Annotated in this window: 23 protein-coding genes and 4 pseudogenes; 3 read left to right on the top strand and 24 right to left on the bottom strand. The window is 63.6% G+C overall.

The genetic code is table 11. The features are described from left to right. Window position 1 precedes the first annotated feature (1 nt). The 18 genes and pseudogenes from ACP15I_RS00935 to ACP15I_RS00850 all read right to left on the bottom strand — a co-directional run bounded on the left by ACP15I_RS00935 (window position 2) and on the right by ACP15I_RS00850 (window position 15,261). Window positions 2–433 carry an NlpC/P60 family protein gene (locus ACP15I_RS00935; protein WP_424973505.1) on the bottom strand — a complete coding sequence of 144 codons (432 nt, stop codon included), beginning with the start codon at window positions 431–433 and terminating at the stop codon, window positions 2–4. Further along, window positions 430–1,314, bottom strand: coding sequence for a DUF2163 domain-containing protein (locus tag ACP15I_RS00930; RefSeq protein WP_424973504.1), 885 nt, complete (start codon window positions 1,312–1,314; stop codon window positions 430–432). Before ACP15I_RS00930 ends, ACP15I_RS00935 begins: the two co-directional genes overlap by 4 nt. Beyond that, on the bottom strand, window positions 1,314–1,937 hold the full coding sequence (locus ACP15I_RS00925) for a phage distal tail protein, Rcc01695 family (RefSeq protein WP_424973503.1): 624 nt from the start codon (window positions 1,935–1,937) through the stop codon (window positions 1,314–1,316). The genes ACP15I_RS00930 and ACP15I_RS00925 overlap by 1 nt, the downstream gene beginning before the upstream one ends. Beyond that, on the bottom strand, window positions 1,937–4,354 hold the full coding sequence (locus ACP15I_RS00920) for a phage tail tape measure C-terminal domain-containing protein (RefSeq protein WP_424973502.1): 2,418 nt from the start codon (window positions 4,352–4,354) through the stop codon (window positions 1,937–1,939). Before ACP15I_RS00920 ends, ACP15I_RS00925 begins: the two co-directional genes overlap by 1 nt. Beyond that, entirely contained in the window at window positions 4,347–4,475 is a 129-nt protein-coding gene (locus tag ACP15I_RS00915; RefSeq protein ID WP_424973501.1) for a DUF7697 family protein, read from the bottom strand. The genes ACP15I_RS00920 and ACP15I_RS00915 overlap by 8 nt, the downstream gene beginning before the upstream one ends. 98 nt (window positions 4,476–4,573) lie before the next feature. Continuing rightward, the gene (locus ACP15I_RS00910) at window positions 4,574–5,011 is read right to left on the bottom strand and encodes a hypothetical protein (RefSeq protein ID WP_424973500.1); all 438 of its coding nucleotides are present in this window, start codon (window positions 5,009–5,011) and stop codon (window positions 4,574–4,576) included. Further along, window positions 5,011–5,950 (bottom strand): annotated as a pseudogene (locus ACP15I_RS00905) (phage tail tube protein). The gene ACP15I_RS00910 and the pseudogene ACP15I_RS00905 overlap by 1 nt, the downstream one beginning before the upstream one ends. Window positions 5,951–5,974: 24 nt before the next feature. Continuing rightward, window positions 5,975–6,394, bottom strand: a complete 420-nt coding sequence (locus ACP15I_RS00900; protein ID WP_424973499.1) for an acyl-CoA transferase — start codon at window positions 6,392–6,394, stop codon at window positions 5,975–5,977. Window positions 6,395–7,530: 1,136 nt separating this feature from the next. Next, window positions 7,531–7,731 (bottom strand): annotated as a pseudogene (locus ACP15I_RS00895) (cold-shock protein); the annotation flags it as partial. A 69-nt stretch (window positions 7,732–7,800) separates the two neighbouring features. Then, window positions 7,801–8,463, bottom strand: a complete 663-nt coding sequence (locus tag ACP15I_RS00890; RefSeq protein ID WP_424973498.1) for a DUF6441 family protein — start codon at window positions 8,461–8,463, stop codon at window positions 7,801–7,803. Beyond that, window positions 8,460–8,765: pseudogene (locus ACP15I_RS00885) on the bottom strand (head-tail joining protein); the annotation flags it as partial. The gene ACP15I_RS00890 and the pseudogene ACP15I_RS00885, both read right to left, overlap by 4 nt. Before the next feature lie 4 nt (window positions 8,766–8,769). Beyond that, on the bottom strand, window positions 8,770–9,105 hold the full coding sequence (locus ACP15I_RS00880) for a DUF2190 family protein (protein WP_424973497.1): 336 nt from the start codon (window positions 9,103–9,105) through the stop codon (window positions 8,770–8,772). A gap of 79 nt (window positions 9,106–9,184) precedes the next feature. Further along, on the bottom strand, window positions 9,185–10,318 hold the full coding sequence (locus ACP15I_RS00875) for a prohead protease/major capsid protein fusion protein (RefSeq protein ID WP_424973496.1): 1,134 nt from the start codon (window positions 10,316–10,318) through the stop codon (window positions 9,185–9,187). An 11-nt stretch (window positions 10,319–10,329) separates the two neighbouring features. Continuing rightward, window positions 10,330–11,238, bottom strand: a complete 909-nt coding sequence (locus ACP15I_RS00870) for a hypothetical protein (RefSeq protein ID WP_424973495.1) — start codon at window positions 11,236–11,238, stop codon at window positions 10,330–10,332. Between the two features lie 5 nt (window positions 11,239–11,243). After that, entirely contained in the window at window positions 11,244–12,800 is a 1,557-nt protein-coding gene (locus ACP15I_RS00865; RefSeq protein ID WP_424973494.1) for a phage portal protein, read from the bottom strand. 55 nt (window positions 12,801–12,855) lie between these two features. Further along, complete coding sequence (locus ACP15I_RS00860) at window positions 12,856–13,065, bottom strand: phage head-tail joining protein (RefSeq protein ID WP_424973493.1); 210 nt, start codon at window positions 13,063–13,065, stop codon at window positions 12,856–12,858. Between the two features lie 2 nt (window positions 13,066–13,067). After that, complete coding sequence (locus tag ACP15I_RS00855) at window positions 13,068–15,059, bottom strand: phage terminase large subunit family protein (protein ID WP_424973492.1); 1,992 nt, start codon at window positions 15,057–15,059, stop codon at window positions 13,068–13,070. Beyond that, on the bottom strand, window positions 15,007–15,261 hold the full coding sequence (locus ACP15I_RS00850) for a hypothetical protein (RefSeq protein ID WP_424973491.1): 255 nt from the start codon (window positions 15,259–15,261) through the stop codon (window positions 15,007–15,009). The genes ACP15I_RS00855 and ACP15I_RS00850 overlap by 53 nt, the downstream gene beginning before the upstream one ends. Window positions 15,262–15,677: 416 nt before the next feature. Here ACP15I_RS00850 and ACP15I_RS00845 point away from each other — a divergent pair, with 416 nt between their 5' ends. The 3 genes from ACP15I_RS00845 to ACP15I_RS00835 all read left to right on the top strand — a co-directional run bounded on the left by ACP15I_RS00845 (window position 15,678) and on the right by ACP15I_RS00835 (window position 16,756). Continuing rightward, window positions 15,678–15,947 carry a hypothetical protein gene (locus ACP15I_RS00845; RefSeq protein ID WP_424973490.1) on the top strand — a complete coding sequence of 90 codons (270 nt, stop codon included), beginning with the start codon at window positions 15,678–15,680 and terminating at the stop codon, window positions 15,945–15,947. 5 nt (window positions 15,948–15,952) lie between these two features. Continuing rightward, window positions 15,953–16,144: a hypothetical protein gene (locus ACP15I_RS00840; protein WP_424973489.1), complete on the top strand. Its 192-nt coding sequence runs from the start codon at window positions 15,953–15,955 to the stop codon at window positions 16,142–16,144. 90 nt (window positions 16,145–16,234) lie between these two features. Beyond that, a complete protein-coding gene (locus ACP15I_RS00835) occupies window positions 16,235–16,756 on the top strand; it encodes a DUF3489 domain-containing protein (RefSeq protein WP_424973488.1) in 522 nt (173 codons plus the stop codon). A gap of 53 nt (window positions 16,757–16,809) precedes the next feature. Here ACP15I_RS00835 and ACP15I_RS00830 read toward each other — a convergent pair whose 3' ends face one another. The 6 genes and pseudogenes from ACP15I_RS00830 to dgt form a co-directional block, all read right to left on the bottom strand. Further along, the gene (locus ACP15I_RS00830; protein WP_424974102.1) at window positions 16,810–17,034 is read right to left on the bottom strand and encodes a DUF7220 family protein; all 225 of its coding nucleotides are present in this window, start codon (window positions 17,032–17,034) and stop codon (window positions 16,810–16,812) included. 2 nt (window positions 17,035–17,036) lie between these two features. Next, window positions 17,037–17,609 carry a hypothetical protein gene (locus tag ACP15I_RS00825; RefSeq protein WP_424974123.1) on the bottom strand — a complete coding sequence of 191 codons (573 nt, stop codon included), beginning with the start codon at window positions 17,607–17,609 and terminating at the stop codon, window positions 17,037–17,039. 112 nt (window positions 17,610–17,721) lie between these two features. After that, window positions 17,722–18,114, bottom strand: a pseudogene (locus ACP15I_RS00820) (DNA cytosine methyltransferase); the annotation flags it as partial. Window positions 18,115–18,229: 115 nt separating this feature from the next. Further along, the gene (locus ACP15I_RS00815) at window positions 18,230–19,483 is read right to left on the bottom strand and encodes a site-specific DNA-methyltransferase (RefSeq protein WP_424973487.1); all 1,254 of its coding nucleotides are present in this window, start codon (window positions 19,481–19,483) and stop codon (window positions 18,230–18,232) included. Window positions 19,484–19,922: 439 nt separating this feature from the next. Then, entirely contained in the window at window positions 19,923–20,696 is a 774-nt protein-coding gene (locus ACP15I_RS00810) for a hypothetical protein (RefSeq protein WP_424973486.1), read from the bottom strand. After that, window positions 20,680–22,200 (bottom strand): dGTP triphosphohydrolase, encoded by a 1,521-nt coding sequence (gene dgt, locus ACP15I_RS00805; protein ID WP_424973484.1) that lies wholly within the window; start codon window positions 22,198–22,200, stop codon window positions 20,680–20,682. Before dgt ends, ACP15I_RS00810 begins: the two co-directional genes overlap by 17 nt. Window positions 22,201–22,225 lie beyond the last annotated feature (25 nt).

Genomic DNA, 22,225 nt, shown 5'->3' with positions numbered 1-22,225 from the left:
CTCAGCGTTGCGGGAACAAGAAAGCGAAGGCGATACTTCGCCGCCAAGACGGGGTGAGCGGTTCCTCGATCACGCCGAGCCGCTCGTAGGCGTGAAGGAAGGTGGCGGGCCCGATCAGGATCCCGACATGCTTGGCGACGGCGCAGGGCTTCATGCGGAACAGGACCAGCGCGCCGGGACCGGCGTCGGCGGGCGACACCTCGATCATCATGCGCCGCGCGCCATCGGCCAGAACCTCGCGTGGGCCGGTCTCGCCCCAGTCGCGGCTGTAGGGCGGGATCGGGAACGGCTCTGGCCCAACGACCTCGCGCCAGACGCCGCGGGCCAACCCGAGGCAGTCGCAGCCAACGCCACGTAGGCTGGCCTGATCGTGATACGGCGTGCCGAGCCAAGACCGAGAAACGGCGATGACGTCGGTGGGATCGGCGTTCACAGCACAGAACCCTCGTGCCCGCCGTCCTTGGTGGCGTAGCGCAGAACCGCATCCTGGCCGGGGATGTGCGGAAAACCTCGGAAGTTGGCGGTATTGGCAAACTTCGCCCCGCAGGTCTCCATCCGCTTGTCGCAGCCCGCACGAATGGTGAAAGCATCACCACTCGCGATAGGCCGCACTGGTGCTTCGAGCAGGGTCAGCACAGCGATACCGTCGGTGACGTCATGGCCCAGCACCTCGGTGCGCCGCCCCGCATTCTCGCCGCTGGTCCATTCCACGGTGCCGAAATTGAACCATCCGGCTGTGAAGGAACCAAGGCCAAAGGCGGTGAAAGCCCGATCACGGAGGAGATCTATGATAGCGCCTGCGCCCTTGAAGGTGGACCCCTCGAGATCGATCCCACAGCGTGCATCACCAAGGGCCGCGTCACAGGTCGCCTGGAAGGTCCGCCCAACCGTCTGGCCGAGGACATGGGCGAGCGAACGGACCTCGGCGACGAAGGCCAACCGCCCGCGTCGGATCTGGCCAATGGCCCCGCGTCGCATCAGCACGCGCTGGCTCGGATCGGCCCAATTCACCCGCCAGACCTCGCCCTCAGCGTTGTCCCAGCGGCCATCGAGTATGTCGGTTTCGGTGATCCGGTCCGAGGTCAGCACGCCCTCCGCGTCCTGCGCATCGACCGACAGGTCCGAGCCTGAGCGGACTTCGGACGCCGTCAGCCCGCTTTCCGGCTCGAAATCGGTGCCTTCGAAGCTGAGCGTCCGATCGTGGTCGGTGAAGCCGAAACTCGTGCCATCGGCACGGGCGATCCGCCAGCACCATGCAAGGCTCGTCGTGCCCTCGTCGAGATGGGCCTGAAGGTCGGGGGCGATGTTTTTCATCAGCGAAGTTCCAGCAGAGGGATGGAGGTGATCGAGCCGAGCCGCTCAATATCGAGGGTCACATCGAGCGCATCGGTGTCGAAGCGGACCGGAACGTCGAACTCGAAGCCCGCGGTGAGGACGATGCCCTCGGCGGGCGCGCTGTCGAAGGTGACGACGCCGGTGGTCGTATCGACCGACCACCCGGAGGGCTGTTCCATCCCGCCAAGCGCAATCCGCACGCTTCCCACCACTGGCTTGGCGATAGCGCGCGTCCACGATTGCGCGCCCGAGGCGTAGCGTTTCACAAGCTGGAACGCCATCGTCGTCCCGTCGCCGGTGCCGATGGTCTGGTCGGTCGGCGATGGCGTACCCGAGGGCAGACAGGACTTGTGGTCGCCCCAGTCCTTGAAGCGGAATCCATGCAGGCGGCCGTTTCGCGCCTCGAAGAAGGCGACCACCGCCGCGAGATCGTCGGCGCGGCGGATGCCATAGGCGACGTCGTAGCGCCGGCGCGAGTTGGCCCAGCTGGCGTTGCGCTCCTCGTCGCCCGAGGCGAGTTCGACGATCTGGGTGCGCCGCTCCGGTCCGCCACGCGCGCCGCGGCTGATGTTGTCGGGAAACCGGACCTCGTGGAACGCCATCACATGCCCCTCCGCCCGAGCGACACCGCGCGGGCGATGTCGGCCGCAACCTGCGTGCGCGACTGCCGGAGGCTCTCTGCGTCGCGGGCCATGATGGTGACGTTGACGCCGTCGCCCGTGCCGTAGCTCTGCGCCTCCCGCCGCGACAGGACACGTTCGCCACGCTGCAGGATCGCAGGAACCTCGTCGTGACGAAGGCCGGCCATGCCACCGCCATGCATCCGGGGCGCAGCGGCGAAAGCCATGGCCGGGACCATGCGCGAAGGCCCGCCCGATCCAACTATGCCGCCCGCATGCAGGATGTTCGCGAAGATACCACCCGCGCCGCCAAGCGTGCCGGAAAGCGCATTGGCGATCGGCCCGAGGATGAAACGCCGCGCCACCAGCTTCGCGAGATCGGCCAGCAGAGAGGTGACCAGATCGCGGAAATCCAGCGTGCCGGTCTTCACGAACTCGCCGACGGCGTTCTCAGCCGACTGAAATGCACCAACCAGCGCCTGGCCGATGTCCCCGCCAATCTCGCGCGCCTTGCTGGCATAGTCGCTGAGCGCTGCGGTGACTGCCTGCCAGCCGGAAACTGCGGCTTCGGTATTTGGTTCGGCGGCCGCCGCTGCAGCCCCGGCCGCTGCGCTCGCACCCGTGGCCGCGTGTCCGGCATCGCCAAGCGCCGTCTCCAGCCGCTCGGCCGCGCCTGTGGCCTCGGTCAGCGCGTCTGCGCCACCCTCATTGCTGCCCTGCACCGCGTCACGCAGGGCCTGCCAGCTGGCGAGTGGCGCACGCGCGTCTTCGGCCAAATCCCGCGCGGCACCGCGATACGTGTTGGCCGTGGCCAGTGAAGCATTGGCCGCCTGGGTGAGCGCAAGATCGGGCGCGGTGAGCGGATTGTCCTCGAAGGCCCGGTCGAAGGCCGTCTGCGCGGCGGTGGTTGCGGCGGCCGCTGCACCTTCAAAACGGTTCTCGATCTGGCCCAGTTCGAGATCGGGGATGATCGAGATACGTCGCTCCGACCCGAGCGCTTCCAGCCCCTGATTGATCCCGCCGATGAATGTGTTGATCCGAGAAACAACGCCGTTCAGCATCGCTTCGACACCGTCGATCAGGCTGTTCGCCGCCTGAAACGCGAGATCGCCGATGGCGGCGGGCAGCATTCCCCAGATCGCCTTGATCGCCTCATAGGCACCCTCAAACGTGTTCGCCGCCGTATTGCCGAAAGCCACGACGCTCTCGATAGCTCTCTGCATACCAGACGCCGCATCGGACTTCAGATCGAAGAACATCGCCGTGGCCGCAGCGCCCGCCGCCGCTGCCCCCATCTTGATGCGGTCCCAGACCTCGACCGCCAGGTCCTTCAGGAGCGACATTGCCTCGCCAAAGCCGCCAGCTCCCGACACAAGCCGGGTGAACTGGTAGACGAGTTCGCCAGCGCCGACGATCAGCGCCCCGATACCGGTCCGGATCAGCGCGCCGCGCAAAACGACGAGCGCGGTTGCAAGGCCACGGACCGAAAGCGCCGCGGCGGCCATTCCCGCCACCCAGCGGCCCGCGAGAAAGGCCGCGAAGGTGGCGGCGTAGGTGGTCAGGCGGCCGATGTTGTCGAAGAGCCCGCGGATCGAGGTGCCCAGCGGTCCGGTGCGGCTGGCGACGGCTGCCATGGCGTCGGCGACGGCCTCAAGCGCAGGCGCCGCGGCGACGGCGAGCTGGTTCGAGAGCCCGCGCCAGATCAGCCCGAGCCGGGAGATCGCATCGTTCGTCCGCTCGATCTGGTCGGCATCCTGCTCCGACACCACCACCCCGAAGGCAAGCACGTCCTCCGTCGCCTGGCGCAGCGTCGCGGTGTCGATCCGCGACATGGCGATGGAGCCTTCCTCGCCGAAGAGCTGCCCCGCGACGGCAGCGCGTTCGGCAGCGGGCACGAAATCCTCGATGGCGGCGTTGATCGCGCCGACGCGTTCGTCGAGCGGCAGGGTCAACAGATCGGACGCCAAGAGCCCCAGCCGCTCAAGCGCCTGCGTCGCGGGACCGCTGCCGGCGGCCGCCTGGCTGAGCCTACGTGTCAGATCCTTGGTGGCCTGCTCGATCCCGGACATAGACACGCCCGCCAGTTCGCCCGCCCGCTCCAGCGTCTGGATCGAGGCGACGGTGGTCCCGAGGGACTGCGCGAGCTTGGCTTGAGCGTCGACGGTCTGCAGGCCGGAGCGGATCATCGCCACGCCTGCGGCGGCAGCGGCTGCCACGGCGGCGGCGGCTGCGACACGGACACGCCGTGCGAAACCTGCGAGCCGGGCGTTGGCCGCCTCCATCTCGCGACTGAGACGGCCGAAGCCGCGCGCGCCGGCCTCGCCGACACCTTCCAGTTCGGCGCGCACCTGTCGCCCGCCGACCGCAGCGAGGCGGACGCTGACGCGTTTTTCAGCCATCGGGACGTTCCATCTGTTCGTTGAGCTTGGCCACCATCACCGCTTCGATGACCGGCAGCAGTTCAGCCATGGCGAGCGGCGGCACGCCGAAGGCGTTACCGAGCGCCAGTGCCGCCGACATGTCCCAGCCGACGACGGCGCCGGGCAGGACACGGAGCTGACCGCCGAGACGTCCGACAAGGTCCCATACCTGCCAACCCTCATGCGTAAGGGGCCGGTTCAGCCTTGCCGGGCAGTCCGGGCAGGCTTGCGCACAGGCTTGGCAGTATCGCTCGCCCCCGCCGAAGGACCATTCGGCGAGAGCGCGGAGACGTTTTTTTCCTGCTCCAGCAGCAGGCCCTTCGAGACGTAGGTTAGCTGGAAGGCCTCAAAGATCGGCCAGACGTCGAGCAGAGCGTCGATTGCTTCGGGGCTCGGGTCGATGGGATTGCCGCTGGCATCGCCGATGCCCTCCCAGGCGAGCACCGCCCGTCGCGCGAGCGCCTTGCCGAAGGCGACGGCGCGTTCCTCGTCCGATGCGTTCTCCGGAATTGCCTCGACGGTCGAGTCGCTGCGCGTCGCCACCATCAGCGCCGTGGTCAGCGGGCGCAGGTGAACACGGACGCCGGGGGCGAGGTCATGCCAGCGCGGTGTATTCGTCAGATCGAGCGTCAGCATCAGTATACCTCAATGTCGTTGATCAGGGTGGCCGTGCACATCCGGCCGACAACGCTGTCGCGAGCGGCCTGCCAGTCGAAGGTAGCCTGCACGCCCTGCGGCCCGGAAATCTCGATGCGTGGGCGCGGCAGGTAGACGGCGTGGACGGTGAAGGTGAAGCTCTCGCCAGAGGGCAGCAAATAGGCGAACTCGAGCTCGCAGGGATCGCCATTGATCGCTTGCGTCACCAGCGTTTGATCCGCAAACCGGACCTCGATGGAGCCGGTCAGCGCGGCGATAGAGGGGTCTGCCCCGTCGATGCGCCCGTCCGACCGGATGGTCTCGATCCGGTCAAGGTTGTTGGCATAGGTGATATCGGCCGAGACGACGTTGCCGAGGGCGGAGCCATTGCGGGTGATCGCCCCATTGAAGTGGCCGAAGCGCTGCAATTCGAGAGCGGCAGGCGTGCCTGCACTGGTCGTAGTTCCAATCGTCTCGCCCTGCGCTACCAACCGCGCGGTGGCGGTCAGGAGCCCCGAGCGCTGCATCTGCCAGGTGATCTGGTCGAGCACGCAGCCGGAATACATCGCATAGCGCGGCACTTCGGGCATGCCTGTCTCGATGGACATGCTGGGCAGTGTCCAAGAACCCGACTGAAACTCGTGCGTCCAGGGGCCGGTGCCGGTCGTGGTTGGATCACCAAAAGCCGCCTTCAGCCAGAACCCGAAGGCCTCGGCGTCAAGCGGTACGACGACATCGCCATCGGCCGTCACCGCGTCCTTGATCGGTGCCAGCGGATCGCGGCCATAACCCAGCAATTCGGAATTGAGAAGTGGTTGTTCCGCCCCCAGCGAGGTGCTGGCAAAGGGCATCTTGGTGAAACCGCCCACGGGGGGGCGTTCCATAGGTCGTCTCGAACGCAAGCGCCATCAGCGCCCGCGCCCCCTGGGCTCGTGCCATGGTGTTCTCCTCGGGTTGTAGGGGTCAGCTGAGTGGGTCAGCCGTGGAATAGTGCAGCACTACCGGGATGACGGCCGCCTTCAGGCTTGCCGCGCCTTCGACCGGTAGATCGACCGGCCGCGGGGCTTCGGCCTCGACCCAGTCGCAAAGCCCGCCCAGCGTGCGGTCGGCGGAGATGCTGGCGCCGATGCTCGCGGTCAGCGTGTCGAAGGCGGCGTCACGCGCTGCGCCTTGGACGACCGCCTCGATCTCGGCGCGGTGCTGGTAGTGGTAAGCCAGCGGCGAGAGCGTCACCTCGGGCTCGCCCGGCTCGCCATCGCGCAGGATCAGCAGGCCCTCGGCCGGCACGCGCTCGGGCAGCACCTCACCCCGCAGGGTAGTGGCGGGCAGCGCCGAGAGCCGCGCGTGCAGCGCGGTGAGGATGGTTTCGCGGGGGCTGGGCATCGGGACTCAGAGCTGTGTGGAGCGATACTTCGTCACTGAAGAAGCTGTCTCAGGCAGCCATTCTACGAGAAGCGCTCATGCGCTCGAAACAAATAGGTGTAAGCTGATCGTTCATCTGCTTGCGATCCCACTTCCTCAAGAAGAAGCGCCCCCCCTCCAAGGAGTGCGCCGATCCAGTCACCGGTCCCATAAGTCCACGCTGCCCCGGAAAGACCAAGCGCGAAAGTCGCTGGACGCTTCCAAGCCGTTTTCGCCGTTCTCTTTAGATCGCTAGCGAAATCATCGAGCTCAGCTTGCCGATCTTCGAAAGCTTTGTCTCTATCCCCAGATGGAAGTCGGCCAATGTCTCTCGTGAAACGCCTAATAGACCGAGCGTATTTGCGAAAATCCTCGCCGTGAGCTTCCTTGAAGTCGAGAACCTCATCCAAGGGAACGGCAGACAGGTCGACGGAAACGGTTTGAAGGTCGAAGGCAACGACGTGGCCAGTCGAGGCGTTCGAAGGAACATCAAGAAGCTCAATAAGTGCGTCCACCACATTGGGCATGTCTGTTGCGGGACAAAGTTCAAATCCAAGCGCAGTTCCCTTCGCTCGAAGGATTTGAGAAAGCAGTACCAAGATCAGGTATCTAATTTGCGGGTGTAACGGAACAGAAACGCCATCTTCTGAAACTGCTGCAAGACCCTTTGACCTGAGAGCGTCATACAACTCTTCAGCCAATTCGCTGCTCCCATCAAACCCCATGCGAGACATGGAAATTGAATGGAACGCAGTTCCTTCTTTGGCCAATTCGTCAAATACGCCGGACGACGCAAGCTCAAGCATAGGCTTTACCATGCGCTGCGTAGCCTCGTGGTCGACAATCTCTTCTGCAATCAAGTAGTGAAGAAGACCTTTGTCCTTTAGCGGTTCGGCCAATACTGGATCAACGAGTTCGATTTCATGTTTTTTGCGTTCAGGAACCAACAAACCTACGCCATCGAAGAAAAGAAGAAGCGTTTTAACCCAATCAGCTTCGTGCCAAAGGTGCCCTGGGTAATAGAATGCGACATCACTTCTGGTTTTCTCTTTACCCTCAGAACCAGATGAGCCAGTCCCTTTGTCCGTGCCCATACGGCTTGTAGGACCAACACCGTCCAAGCTTAGGTTTGCGGCCTTTTCTCGTCCGTCGCGCCCAGCTTCAATATCAAAGGTAACTGCCTGACCGTCTTTGAGTGCACGGATGCGAGAGCGCTCAAGTTCTGAGATGTGGACAAATACATCTCTTTTTCCACCTTCAGGCACAATAAAACCGTATCCTTTGGCCTTGTTGAACCATTTAACTGTCCCCTTGACCAACCTCTAGTCCCTCCGGCCCGCGCCAATTCTTATGCTTTCGGCTATCTAGAGATGTTACAGCGGCGGCCTTCACGTTCCAACTGCAATATTATCGCTATATTTTATTGACTTAGAAGCCGCCCAATTCGCCACAATCAGCCCCGGCACACTGTCCATCGCTCTCTCTGCATCGCGGTCTAGGTTTAGCCGCTTAGGCAGCTTGACCTGCGGCACCAGAAAGAAAATCGGCGCCGTGACTTTTCCGCGCCCGGTCTTGGAGCGCGACACCACCGCCTGGCCCTTTGTGTTGAGCCGCCCCTCGGCCACCAGCAGGCTGGGTCCTCGGCGGCGATAGACGAAGCGCAGGCGCAAACCGCGCCGCCGCTCCCATTCGCCTGGGGTGATCCGGCGACCGCGCAGGCCTCGACCTGCTGCTTCGGTCGGGATCGCGAGGTAGAACCCATCTTTCGAGCGGATCAGCGGACCAGTGTCGTGGGCGCCCACGATGACCGGTGCTTTCGACCAGACCAGCGCGGCGGCATCAAGGCTTTCGCCGGAGCGCGGGAAGGTCTGACTACGGATCGAGTTGGCGAGCCGTCGCCCGAGACCTGCGCCAGTAACCTGCATGCGCCACGAAGACTTCAACCCGGTCCCGGCCTCGCGCATTGCGGCCGTGACAGCCTTCTCGCCGGCCTTCACCCCGGCCGCCATGGCGGCGACGAGATCGGGCGTGATGTCGAGCTTCAGCTTCATGCCGGGCGCAGATCCACAGTCCAGACGAGCCGCTCACGGTCGCGGACAGGCTCCCCCTGGATTAGGAACGCGTCCCCGTCGATTTCCACGCGGTCGCCGGGGCGCGGGTTCGCGACATCGGCCACGCGCAGGTCGATCCAGATTGTTTCAGACCAGAGCCGCGCGTCGCCAAAGTCGGTGATTGCATCAGCCTGCCGCGAGACGACGCGCACCAGAACGGGCGCACCACCATCGGAGGTGTAGACCGCCTCTCGCCCGATATTGGGATCCGCGAACAGCGCATCCAGAATAGCGGCAAACGCGTCATCAGAAGCTCGCGTTCAGGCGCACCCGGCCGATCGTGTCACCGGCTCCGCCAGCAACAGGTTCAGTGGCAACGCCGATCAACGTGTTCGATGTAGCCACGCTCGTGGTGCGCTTGTTGGTGTCGTCCCAATAGACCTTCGCCCCGACTGTCCAGGCCTGCGAGCCTACCTTGGTGAGGTCGAACACGCCGGTCAGGGCGGTCTGAACTGGATCGTTTAGGGCAGCGTCCCCGGAGGCGACGCCGAAGATGGAGCCAACGAGCAAGCCATCGCCGGATGTCACTGCATAGGGCGCAGTCAGGGTGAGAGTATTGCCGGGCTGGACGTAGTTCTTCATGTGCACGTTCCTTTGCAAACAGGAACGGGCGGCCCGTTCGGACCGCCCGTCAGAGGTGTGATGTCAGGGATTGCCCGGATTATGCGCCCGGGTTCTTGTAGAGGCCGCGCCAATCGATGGCCTTGGCGCCGAAGTCGAGGCGGCACTTGATCTCGACACCGTCGACGTCGAAGCCGTTGCGCGTCTCGATATAGGCGCCCTGCTGGCCCTCGAGATAGGCGTACTCGATGGTGTCGATCTGGTTCGGGCTGGCCGCCAGATACCAGGCGGTCTCGCTGGAGGCATCGAGCCGGGGCTCGCTGATGGGCGCGAGCGTGCGGATCGATTGCGGCACGACGTTGGAGGTTGCGGCGGGTACAAGGTTTTGGGCCACCATCTGCTCGGCCTTAAGTTCGAGCGATGCAGGCACGATCAGGAAAGCTGGCCGGACGTTCAGCACCGTCTTCTTGTCGAGGCCGGTCTGCTTGGCCATGGCGGCGCGGGCCGCACCGACGCTGGTCACATCGAGCGCCGCACCGGTGCCTGCCAGGTTCTTATGGCTGTTGTGGAACAGAGCGTTGCCATCGGCCATCGCCGGGTTGGCGGTGATGATGCCCCAGACAACGTCCGACTCCAGCTGCGCGATGGAGTTGCCGTACATAGCCGGGATCCGCGTGAAGGCGTCGAGATCGTCGTTGATCAGCGTCTGGCGGGTGATGGCGACCACCCGGCCATAAGTCTTGACCTTGTAGCTTTCCTTGCTCTCACCGAGCGTCCCGCGCTTGAACTCGCCGCTCTCGCTGACCTCCAGAAGTTGCGGTGCCTCGCCAAGCTGGACCCGGTGCATCGCCTTGAAGTCGGTGGCCAACACCTGGCGGCAGAACAGCATGAAGGTCCGGGGATAAGCCTCATAGGCCTGCCGCAGGGTCTTGTTGGTGACCGCCGAGAGGATCTCGGGGAAGTCCGAGGTCGAATGTAGGGCCCGCGTGGCCACCTCGTCGCGCGACAGGCCACGCGTATTGACCCCGACATTGCCGAGGCTTTCCCGGGCCAGTTCCATGAGCGTCATGCCGCGATACTGGCGGGCGGCGTCCTCCAGCTGGAACAGCGTCGGACTGTAGCGGTGCAGCAGCGCGTTTGCGACGGCGTCGCGGCGGGTGACCTGCTCATCGCGGCCGCCCAGCGGGATCGACACCTGGCTGAAGGTGCGGGATTCTTCGGATTTGGCGGCCACCTGATCGAGGATCAGACGGCGGCCTCATCGACGTCGGTGCCGCGTTTCACCAGATCCTCGGCAAAGCTGCGCTCCAGGTTCAGGCGACCGGCCAGATCGTAGATCGTGGAGACGCGGTCACGCTCGGTTTCACGGGCGCGGGTTGCGACCGCTTCGGTATCAGGTGCGGTGGCAGCGTCGGGTTTCTGAGGCTTGGGCTGGGCCCGGGTTTCGCAGGCGACAGCTTTCGGTTCGGTCACGGGTGTTTTCGGTTCAGTCATCGTGGTGTCCTCGACAGCATTGATGTCGCTGGGCTGGTCTTTGGCCTCTGCGGCCGGGGCATTGGGTTTGTCCGTCACCGGGATGGCTCCTGTGTTTGTAGGTGGGACGTCCCGGCGATGGAGGACGCAGTCGTGAAGGGGGGATTGGGCGCGAAAGCCTGCGGCGGGGTCCGCGCCAACGGGAACGGCGGATACCTCGAAAGGCGTCCAGTCGACCGCGCGCCAAAGCTCGCGGGCTGCTTCGGGTTTCGAGACCTCGAAGCGGTGGACCTGGTATCCGATGGACACAGCGCGGATGTGCCCGGCCTGAATGTCGTGCCAGATCGGTTCGACATCTGCGCGCTCAGAGATCCTGACCTGCGCAATGCCGCGACCGTTTTCGATCCGGGCCGAGCCGGGCACCACCGAGCCGATCACGGCGTCGAGGGTGTCGACCTCGTGCACCTTCAGGAACGGCGCGCCCGCGTTCAGACGATCCAGCCGCACATGGGTCGGATCGAGGCTCAGTTCCTCGTCATAGGGCTCGCCGGACAGGGTCGAGCGGCGGACCCGCGCTCCAGCCGACCAGATCACTTCGACGGTCCGAGCGTCGGTATCGGCTGAGTTCGGCGCAAGCTCCGCCATCCGGCGCAAGGCCGGGATTTCGATCATCGTGTCCATATTGGTCAGTCCTGTTGGTCGGCCTGCGCCGGGTCGGTGTCTGTGTCGACGGCGGGCTCGTCGGTATCCGGATCATCGGCGGCAGGATCGCCGACCCCGTTATTGGATTGGGCGCTACCGGTCTTGGTGACGCGGCGCGGGTCGCTGTCCAGCACCAGCCCAAGATCGTCGAGCTTGGCGTTGGTGGCAGCGATCTCCGTCAGCACCGCGTCTGGGTTGCGCCCCTGCCGTGCGATCACCTCCGCCAGGGTCATGGTGCCAGAGCGGATCGACAAGAGGTTCGCCATCGCGTCCTTCTGTGGATCGACCGCCTCGAACTTCGGCGGCGACCATTCGACCGGCACGTCCGGGGTCGGGATCTGGCCTGCCGCCCATGCGGCTTCGGTGAACCAGCGCCAGGTGGGGGCGCAGAACATCGGAATGAACAGCTGCCACTGGACAGCGTCGATCTGACGGCGGAACTCCACCAGCCCCGCACGGATCGAGGAATAGTTCACCTGGCTGAGATCGCCGGTCAGCAGCTCGTAGGGCACCCGGAACCCTGCCGAGATCGTGTGAAGGCTCGCACGCTTGTATTCTGCATAGCCTCCGGTGGCCGACGGCTGGTTGAAGCGGATGTCCTTGCCACCGCGGGCATAGGCGATCAGCCCCGGCTCGAACTGCTCCACCCGGTTGCCATCGGCGTCGACCACAGAGGGCGCGATGCCCTGCTGCGCCTCGTCATCGCCGAAGACGATGGCGGTCACGCAGGCCTCGGTCTTCTTTCGGACCAGTTCGGCGACTTCGTAGTCGTCGAGGTCGCGCAAGCTGCGGATCACCGGCGCGCCCCAGGGAACGCCGCGCGCCTGCGTCCGCTGTTTCTCGTAAACATGGGCTATCTCGGTCGCAGGGACCGGACGGCTCTGCAGGCCGTTCTGCAGCGCGCCATAGGCATCACCCGGATGCTCGGCATGGAGCCAGTAGGCCCGGCGCTTGCCGACCGGGTCGAACTCAATCCCTTGAACCAGCCGTCCTGCGCCGAGTGCGCCGGATTTCGTGGCGTCGAGGAAGTCGGCCTCCAGCACCTGCAATTGCAGCGGCACCGGCAGCCCGTCGCTGGCGCGCCGCAGGCGGCGGCGCACCAGGACCTCGCCCGCTTCGACCATCTCGCGACAGATCAGTGTCTGCAGCCCGTAGAAGTCGAGCTGACCGTCCGCATCGGCCACATTCGACCAACGAGCGAAGAGCGTATCGACCTTTCGATCCAGCTTGTCATTGCCGCTGGCCGCCCGGGGCATGATGCCCGCACCGACGATGTTGTTCACCAGAACCGCCACGGCCTTCGCCGCATGCGGATTGTTGCGCACCAGATCACGCATGCGATCGCGCAAGAGCGCCCCGGCGACGCCAACCTCGGTATCGGCGGAAGTTCCCGGCGCGCGCCAGCCTTCGGTCCGTCGCCCCTTCGCGGCACCTTCGTAGTCCCGCGTCAGGGTTTCGAAGGCCTGCCGGGCAAGGACTCGGCGGGCCGCAGCGCGCGGTGCCACCGTGGCAATCGCATGGTCAAACCAGTTGGGGGGCATCACGACATGACCCCAAAAAGTGGAAACCGGTTTTTGGACAAGGTCATGCCTTTCATCATCTGTCCCCGCGCGAGAAGCTCGCGAGACCAGCGACCGGCAGCGGCCGGGACGTGCCTGCGATAGCGCGCTCGATGGTGCGGATGCGGGCGAGCAGATCCTCGGCCGAGCCATAATCGACGGACTTGCCGTCATAGCTGACCCGGGTCGTGCCGCTGGCATAGGCCCGGCGCAACGCCGAGAGCTCGGTTTCCGTCCAGTCGGTCATGTTCAAAACCATCCTCCGCGCCGTCCGAGCCAGTCGGAGCGGCGCTTGCCCTGCGGGGCCTGTCCCGGCCGGTTGATCTGCCCCGCGGGATCAGCAGAAGCGTCGGCGACCCCAAGCTGATCCTCGAGGTCGCGCCATTTCTCGTCGGTCCAGCGGTCCGCGCCCGCGATCCAGGCGGCGGCCCGGGCGTAGACCCTGCAATCCAGCGCCTCGTTGCGTTCGCGCAGCTTCTGCCATTCCAGCCGGGCGAAGCCGCGTTTGGTGCGCACGGTGACCAGCTGTTCGGCCACGAATTGCTTCAGCCATTCATTTTCGACCCAATGCGGCAGATGCACCGTGCCGGGTGAGAACGCCGCTCCGGCTGCGATGTCCTCCTCGGTCGGCCGTTCCAGTCGCAGGAAGCGATAGGTCTCGGCCTTGAAGGTCGACACCGCCACGGTCCAGAGCCGTGCGCCCCGGCGCAGACGTTTGCCGCCCTCGGTCGCGTCCACATAGGTGGGCCCCGACACCGGGCTCGCCCGGTTGAACCCCTCCACGCCCTTTACCGGCGACACCTGTGCGAACCCTTGTGCCCGCGACCAGCCATAAACCGCCGGGGCTTCATAGCCCGTGTCGATGGCAAGCCGCGCGATGTTCAAATGCGCGCCGCGTTCATGCGGCCATGTTCGACCAAGCAGGTCTGTCAGGTCGCCCCACGCCTCATGCCGGTCGGGCCCGCCCTCGATCACGATGTGATCGACCAGCCAACTCTCGAGGCCACGGCCCCAGGCCCAGACGTCGACCTCGATGCGATCCTTCTGCACGTCGGCGCCGGCGGTCAGGAACAACCCGCCTGCGGGTACAATGCCCGGTTTCCAGCGCTCTCGCTGGTCGTAGAGCCGCTGCCAGTCCGGCGCTTCGCCTGTCTCAACCCAAGTCTCGCCGAGGATTGTGTTGCGGAAGGCCTTGATCGCCTCGTCCGACCCTTGAGCCGCATCCCACGCCCGCACGATCCGCTCCCAGCTCAGCCAGCCGATGGGCGAATAGAGCGCCGAGAGGTGGTAGCCGACGGTATTGGGATCCGCTGCCGTAGCGGTCGCCCGCCATTCACCAGCCTCCAGCATCGCCGTCTTGTGATGTTCCGCGATGGGGGTCTCGCAACCCTCGCAGTGATATTCCGCTGTTTCCGGCTGCCCTTTTTCCCAGCGAAGCCTTTCGAACTTCAGCCATTGCATCGCGCCGCAATGCGGACACGGCACGAAGAACCTGCGCTGATCGCTGGCTTCATAGTCCCGTTCGATCCTGCTCATCCCCCGTATGGTCGGCGTCGAGACCAGGAACACCTTGCGCCGATGGGCAAATGTCAGCGACCGGGCTTCGGCCAGCGTGACCGGATCGCCTTCATCGTCAGCCGAGGCTGGATAGGCGTCGACCTCATCGAGGAAGATGTACCGCGCCGGGGTGGACCGCAGCCCGACCGCCGAGTTTGCCCCGGTCATGATCAGGATGCCGCCCGCGAATTCCTTCGACAACATCGTGTTGCCCGCGTCGCGCGAGCGCGCCGGTTTGACCCGCTCCCGCAGTTCCGGGCTTTCGTCGATCAGCGGATCGATCCGCTGGCGCGAGTTGCGTTTCGCCAGTTCCACCGTCGGCTGGACCGCGAGCATCGGGCCCGGCGCCTGATGGATGGCAAAGCCGATCCAGTTGTTACCCGCCTCGGTCGCGCCGACCTGCGCGGCCTTCATGAACACGATCCGTTGGGTCGGATCACCGGGCGACAGCCGATCCATGATCTCGCCCATGTAGGGCGTCCTCGCCGTGCGATACCGGCCCGGTTCGGCCGATGCGCGGCCAGACAGCATCCGGTGCCGATCAGCCCATTCGGACACGGTCAGATCCGGATCCGGCGTGAGGCCCGCGCCCCAGGCGCGCAAGATTTCCACCGCGCCCTCGAAGTCGTCTTCACCGAAGATCGGGTTTGACCTCGGCAAGGTCGTCGAGCTGGGCACGGACATGTTTCTCCAGAACCTTTTGCATCGCGGCGGGCTCGACGCCGAGGTCGGCAGCCATCAACGCTGCCGCGCGTGCGGGCCAGTTGACCCAGACATCACGTTCCTGCCGCGCCAGCCTGAAAACCAGCGACAGCGCGCGGGCGCGGTCGATCAGTTCGCCTTTCAGCTTCTGCAGGCGGAGGCGGCGCTCTTGCGCTTTCAGCACTTCGTTGGCTGTCTTGGCCTGCAGGAACGTGGTGCCGCCCCCCCCGGCGGGGCAGACATTCCCTGTTCGCGCAGCGTTTCGCCGACAGCTGAGACCGCAGCCTCGGATACAGGCTTGAGCTTCGGCTTCGGCGCTCTGCGGGTTTTCGATGGGTCGGTTGCCTGCGCACGCAGCGCATCGCTCGCCTCCGCGTCGATACTGCCATCGGAATGCAGAACCAGCCTTCCCGTCGCCTTGGCCTTCTGGATGGCTCCGCGTGAGAGAGCGACGCGGGCGGCGTATTGGCGCTCGCTCAGACCATCCATGGAACGCTCCGATTATCATTCAAAATCATGTGCTTATGTAGTTGATAAGCCTCCGCACCAGAGCGAACGTGGTCCTACGAAAACGATGCAACTCACCACGGAGCCGCCACGATGACCCGCCTTAACCCACAGACAACGCCCCGCCATGAGCTTCGCGACGAGAAAGCGCGTCGCAACAAAGAGGCGGCTGTGAACGCCTTCATCGGCAAGAAGGCCGAGATCGACGAGATGCTCGCCCGGCTACAGGGCCTCAGCGACGAACACTTCAACTGCCATCCCGACGAGATCGGCTGGGCCACGGTTGGCAGCCTCGAGCACTACGCCAGCCTCCTGAAGCGCATCACCGACAGCGCCTTCAGCGAAGGCGAGCACGCGGAGTGAGCACCATGGAAATCGGCACCCTTGCAGAGCGCTACAACCGCGAGGCCGCCCGCCTGATGCCGCACATGGGCAGCGACCTTCAGGTCGAACCGGCCATCAACACCGCGTGCGAGATCGACGAGATCGTGTTTCGCCGCAGCGAATATCTCGGCGGCATGGCGGCCGTCCTCCTTGCCCTGATCGCGCGCGACGACTGAGCCCTCGCGCGTCGGTCCCGGCCCGCCCAAGCGGCGGGCTCGCCTCGGTAGAAGCCACGCATTCCGCGCGGCTGATCCACGGAGGCACAGATGACAAAACTTTCCGACACCCAAGCCATCATTCTCAGCACCGCCGCCAATCGCGACGGTCAGATTGCCTTGCCGCTACCCGACAGCCTGCGCGGCGGGGCCGCCGCAAAGGTGATCGGCGCGATGCTCGCCAAAGGCTTCCTCGAAGAGGTCGAGGCCGATATGCGCAACGGCGAGCCCGTCTGGCGCGAGACCGGAGACGGTCACGGCGTCACGCTGGTCGCGACCGACGCAGGCCTCGCCGCCATCGGCACCGAGACTGACAGCGCGGAGGTCAAACCGACCGAGGATTCGGCCCCCAAGACCCGCACGCCGCGCGAGGGCACCAAGCAGGCCACCCTCATCGCCATGTTGCGCGCGCCACTGGGCGCAACCATCGCAGAAATCATGGCCGCAACCGGATGGCAGTCGCATACGGTGCGCGGCGCGATGTCGGGCGCGCTCAAGAAAAAGCTCGGGCTCGAAGTAACCTCGGAGAAGATCGAGGATCGGGGCCGCGTGTACAAACTCCCTGCCGCCTGACGCACCGGACACCAACAATTCGCTGGCCGCCGTCCCTCTGGGGCGGCGGTTGCTCATTTGGCGCTTCGCATCCGTATCGCCTCGAACACCCGCCGCAGGGCAAAAGACCGCGCGATGCTCACCACGGTAAACACCGCACCCATCTTCAGGTTCTGCGCCAGCGTCGTGTGCAAGCCAAAAACCGGGAAGATCATGATTTGCGTGAGAACCGCAACGCCGTAGCCAACCGCCACATTGGCGATGGACTCGACAAGCGACATGAGGCGCGACTGCTTCATGATCATGCGACCACCTCATCCGTCGGCCAGCAATTGAGCCGCGAGAGTTCTAAGCGCATGCGCGGCAACCAGTGGGACCACGCCGTTGCCGCAGAGCCGAAGGCGGTCCACCCGGTGGGCCAGCCCATCAGCGCCTCGACAAACGCTGGGTTCAGCGTCCGGCGCGGTTCGGAGGTATCGCTCCCAGCCGTCGGCGTCGCCAGGACCTGGCGGCCAAGCAGGCCGTTCACCGGCGTGTTCGCCAATGTCGTCGCCCCGTCCTTGTGATCCCGCGCCGTCGGCGTCATCCACAGCTGACTGGCGTTGGTCAGGTCGGCCGATTTGCGATTGCCCGCGCTCGGCTTGTTGCCGTCGGTTGCCATCGGTGTCGGCCAGTCCCGGGCCATCCCGTCGAGGCCCTTCTCGTGTTTCCGGGCACCGCCCCGGCTGCGGAAGCTGTCGGTCTGCGGCGTTGGCCACATCGCGGCCGAGGTCGCCAGGTTCATCCCATGCTTGCCCGCTTCCTGCGACGGCGTCGGTTTCGTCTGCCGGTTTTCGTTGGCGCTCGCCCGTGGCGTCGGCCAGAGCCGCAGCATCTCCGTCCGGTTCCCACCGCTCGAGCGGGTCCCGGAGCAGGCGCGCGGGGTCGGCCAGTTCGCGTCCTTCTCGGTGGGCAAGGATGAACAGCCGCTCCCGTTTATGGGGCGCACCGACTTCCGCCGCCGTGAAGAGGCCTGCCGCAAGGCGGTAGCCCATGCCGACCAGTCCTCCGGCGACTTCGGGGAAACCGAGGCGGAGATGATGGGCGACATTCTCGAGGAAGACGAAAGGCGGCTCGACCTCGCCAATGATCCGCGCGACATGGGGCCAGAGGTGGCGCGGGTCGTCCGAGCCCCGGCGTTTGCCCGCGACGGAGAACGGCTGGCACGGATAGCCCGCAGTGACGATGTCCACCGCGCCGCGCCACGGGCGGCCGTCGAAGCTGGCAACGTCGTCCCAGACAGGCGCTGGATCCAGGGCCGCCTCTTCCATCCGGGCCACGAGAATGGCCGCGGCGTAGGTTTCCCGTTCGACATGGCCCACAGTTCGATATCCGGGCATGGCGATGGTGAGCCCGAGGTCGAGCCCGCCCGCGCCGGAACAGAGCGAGAGGCCGAACAGGTCTCCGGCTCCGGAAGCGCGTCCGGAGGAAGGTAAAGCCAGGTCATGCATCGCCTCAGCGTGGATTGGCCGTGAGATCGGTGAAGGTCTCGCCGGTCCCGTCCAGCACGGCCGCCTGGCCGGTGAACTGTTGCCAGCGCTGCACGGCGACATCGACATAGGCCGGGTTCAGCTCGATCCCGAGGCACACGCGGCCCGTGGTTTCCGCTGCGATCAGCGTGGTGCCAGACCCCATGAAAGGCTCGTAGACCGCCTGGCCCGGGCTGGAATTGTTGAGGATCGGCCTGCGCATGCATTCGACGGGCTTCTGGGTCCCGTGCACGGTTTCCGCGTCCTGATCCTTGTTTGCGATCTGCCACAGAGTGGTCTGCTTGCGGTCACCGGCCCAATGGCCCTTGCCGGTTTTCTTCACGGCGTAGAGGCAGGGTTCGTGCTGCCAGTGGTAATCGCCCCGGCTCAGCACCAGACGATCCTTGGCCCAGATGATTTGCGAGCGGATGTTGAAGCCGGAGGCTTCGAGGCTCTCGGCAACCGTCGTCGCATGCAGCGCGCCGTGCCAGACATAGGCCACGTCGCCTGGAAACAGCGCCCAGGCCTCGCGCCAATCCGCGCGGTCGTCATTCAGCACTTTGCCGGTGCGCTTGGTCGCGGCCGCTCCCGCCTTGTTGCGCCAGCCGGGATCGTATTCCACGCCGTAAGGCGGATCGGTGACCATCAGCAGCGGTTTCACGTCGCCGAGCAGTCGCTCGACATTTGTTGCCATCGTCGCGTCCCCGCAGAGCAACCGATGCTTGCCCAGCACCCAGAGATCGCCGGAACGGCTGATCGGGGTTTCGGGGGCCTCTGGAACATCGTCCTCGCCCTCGCGGGAGGCGGTTTCGGGATCGACCTCTCCGGCCAAGAGCTCTTCGAGTTCTGCGTCATCGAAACCGATGAGCGACAGGTCGTAGTCTTCGGCCAGCAGGTCGTTCAGCTCGGCCGACAGCAGCGCCTCCTCCCAGGTGCCGAGTTCCGTCAGCTTGTTGTCCGCGATCCGGTACGCCCGGCGCTGCGCCTCGGTCAGGTGCCCCAGCACGATCACGGGTGCTTCGGTCAGCCCGAGTTGCGTCGCGGCCAAAACCCGGCCGTGGCCCGCAATCAACTCTCCGTCGTCCGCGACCAGACAGGGAACGGTCCAGCCGAACTCTGCCATGCTGGCGGCAATCTTCGCGACCTGGTCGGGCCCATGCAGCTTAGCGTTCTTCGCATAGGGCTGGAGCTTGGCCAGCGGCCAGGTCTCGATCGCCTCCGGGGCAAAGCTCAAGGTCATGCGGATCGGTTCGCCTCAATCGGGTGGACTCCGGACACCGGCAGCCAGCCTGGACTCCGCGAGGGGTCCAGCGGCCACCAGGCGTATCCGGTGCCAAAGGTTTGTTTTGTCGTGGTTTTCAGCGGATCGCGGGTGGATGCCTGCTAGGGGTGGCTTCCCAAAAAACCGGCCCTGACGCTGGCGATATTGCGCGCTTCGCCCGCCCGTATACGTTTGGGGCGAGGAAGGACCCGTAAAGTCAGTGGGCTAGCCGCTTGGACCCCTCGTGGAATTCTGGGGTCCAGCGGCGCGGGCCGTCATGCACGCGCCTCTCACGATCATATCCAATTTGTAGCCGCCAGATCCGGATTTGTCTCGCCTTGCGATGTCTCACGCAAAAACGTCTCACGGGGCCGCTAATGTTTGACAAGTGAACAAGGGAACTTGCCCTGACAAATCGTCAATGGACGTACGGCAGTTCCAATTGGACATTTCTTTTGAAGGCTGATGGTTCAAACAGCAAATCGTTGGGATCCGATGCGTGATTTTCAATCTCACGCTGAAGTTCGTTTATCCTCAGCATGTCAAGGTACTGCGTTTTGAATGAACGCATCTCATTTTCTCGAAGAGCATTCCAACCAAATTCGTCAATCGTCTCGGCGATGAAATGCGTGAGGTTTGGGCCCCAGCGAAACCCCTTCATCAACGAGTATCGGAACGCTCGAACAGCATTTCCTCTCGGGTTTGGGTTCGGCCGGAGGTTAATTTCCAAAACTTTGCGATCCAAGTCATCGAAGTAACCGGACTTCGCACGCAGTCTTTTATAGGCCAGATCGTATATTATCGCGTCGCACTTAAAAAAGGTCACGTCTCGTAAGTCTGCAACTGTTCGGACCCGAACGTGCCCTGCAAGATGCGCCCAAGTACGCTGCAATGGCCAAATGTCAATCTGCCACTTCCTCGAGGGAAGCGAATAACCCCCAAATCGATTAACACGTGCCCCAATTGATCTCATATGGCCCTCGAAAGACGACAGATCGTATGTGTCGATTACGAAGTCGAGATCTGATTTGAACCCCGCATTTCCGAACAGAGCAACATCACGCAGCATTCCGCCAATAAGCACAAGACGGCCATATCCACGAAGCTCGCTAAGTGTCTGTCGCACGTCTTCACGCCCGCGATACCGCGAGTTCAAGAAATAGCGAACCCTATTCTCAAGCTGGCGTTCCATTAACTGTGTGCATCTCGCGATAGTGTTTCAGAAGATCGTCATGCAGATCAATGCAGAACTGATCCGTCATTCCAGACACCATGTCAGTCAGCAACTGCATCTCTTTATATCGAATAGGGAGGTTGGGGTCAGCATGGTATTGGTCAACCTTACCCTCAAATATCCGCCGATAATTCTTGGAGATCCTGCTATAAACATAGGCTGCGAATGGAGAAGTTCTCTTGCTTTCGAGGTCATCGTATTTCTCGCGCTCACAAATGCCGATCCAGAGAAAGTCCATCAGGCGGTTGAGCGTATTATAGCCATTGAGCTCGACCTCTAGCACTGATTTATGGCTAAAGGCGTTCTCTCTATCAAAGTCCTTCAGAGCTTTGCAAAGAGCCCCACCCTTGGAAACCTTCACGAGTTCCCCGGCAAACTCTCCGTTCAAAATGGATTGGTAGTTTTCTTGGAAGGCGGCAGCGACAGCTGAAACCATTAGATGGATTGCATGAACTCGGAATTTCTGGGTTGCCACATCTTGTAGCTCACTTGGGTGCAGTTTCTGCTTCCGCAGTTTTTCAAACTCCCAGCGCGACAATTCGCAGAGGTGCTTTACGACCGGGTCGAGCCCGTCTGCACCGTCCGGATGGTACTCAAGTGATGCTAGCAGATCATTCAGCGAGACAAGGCCTTTTTTGATCGCATCTTCAGCATCGAGTACTGAATAGGCAATATCGTCACACGCCTCCATCACCAGTGCCAAGGGATGGCGAGAATCCCCCTTCAATCCTGTTTCACTGCGAATTTTCGCTACCAAGGACTGTTCTGAAGCAAAGAAACCAACTTTTTTTTGTGCCTGAACCTTCTTATCGATTTCGTCAGATGCCGCCACATACTTCATCAGGGCTGCCAGCGTACCCAAGGTCAAATTCAAACCAAGGTCATCACCAATAACCTGGAGTTTTGTTACGACCCGCAGAGTCTGTGCATTTCCCTCGAACAGAAGGAAATCGTTCTTGTGTTGTTGCGTGAGCCGATCGACATCCGCCGCAATGTCAGGATAATTTTCAATGTCCGGTGGTTCAAACAGGGCGTCTGAGTTGCGTTCGAACCAAGACCGAATGGCATACTCGCCCTGATGGCCGAACGGCGGGTTCCCGATGTCGTGTGCCAGGCCGACTGCGGCCAGCAATGCTGGAATTTTCCTAAGAGCGTCTTCGGGCAATTTGTCAGCAAGGCTGACAGCAATTTCAACCCCAAGCGACCGCGCTAGGTTTGCGACCTCGTAGGAGTGCGTCAGCCGGGTTCGGATGCTTTCTATGCTTTCAAGCGGGAATACCTGCGTCTTGTCCCCCATCCGTCGAAACGGCGTAGAGAACAAGATCCGATCATGATCACGCTCTTGCGGCAAACGAAACTGCGATGCAGCAAAATCGAGGGGCTCGGGGCCTCCGCTGGATTTCGGCCTATTGAGCAAGCCCGCGAATCGCTTGTCACACAAAAAAAGCGACCAATCAGACATGCTTCGACTGCCTCCTCACACGACG

The organism is Dinoroseobacter sp. S124A (assembly GCF_049801015.1).
In the GTDB taxonomy this organism is placed as follows: domain Bacteria; phylum Pseudomonadota; class Alphaproteobacteria; order Rhodobacterales; family Rhodobacteraceae; genus Dinoroseobacter.
This window is presented reverse-complemented; position numbering and strand designations above follow the sequence as displayed.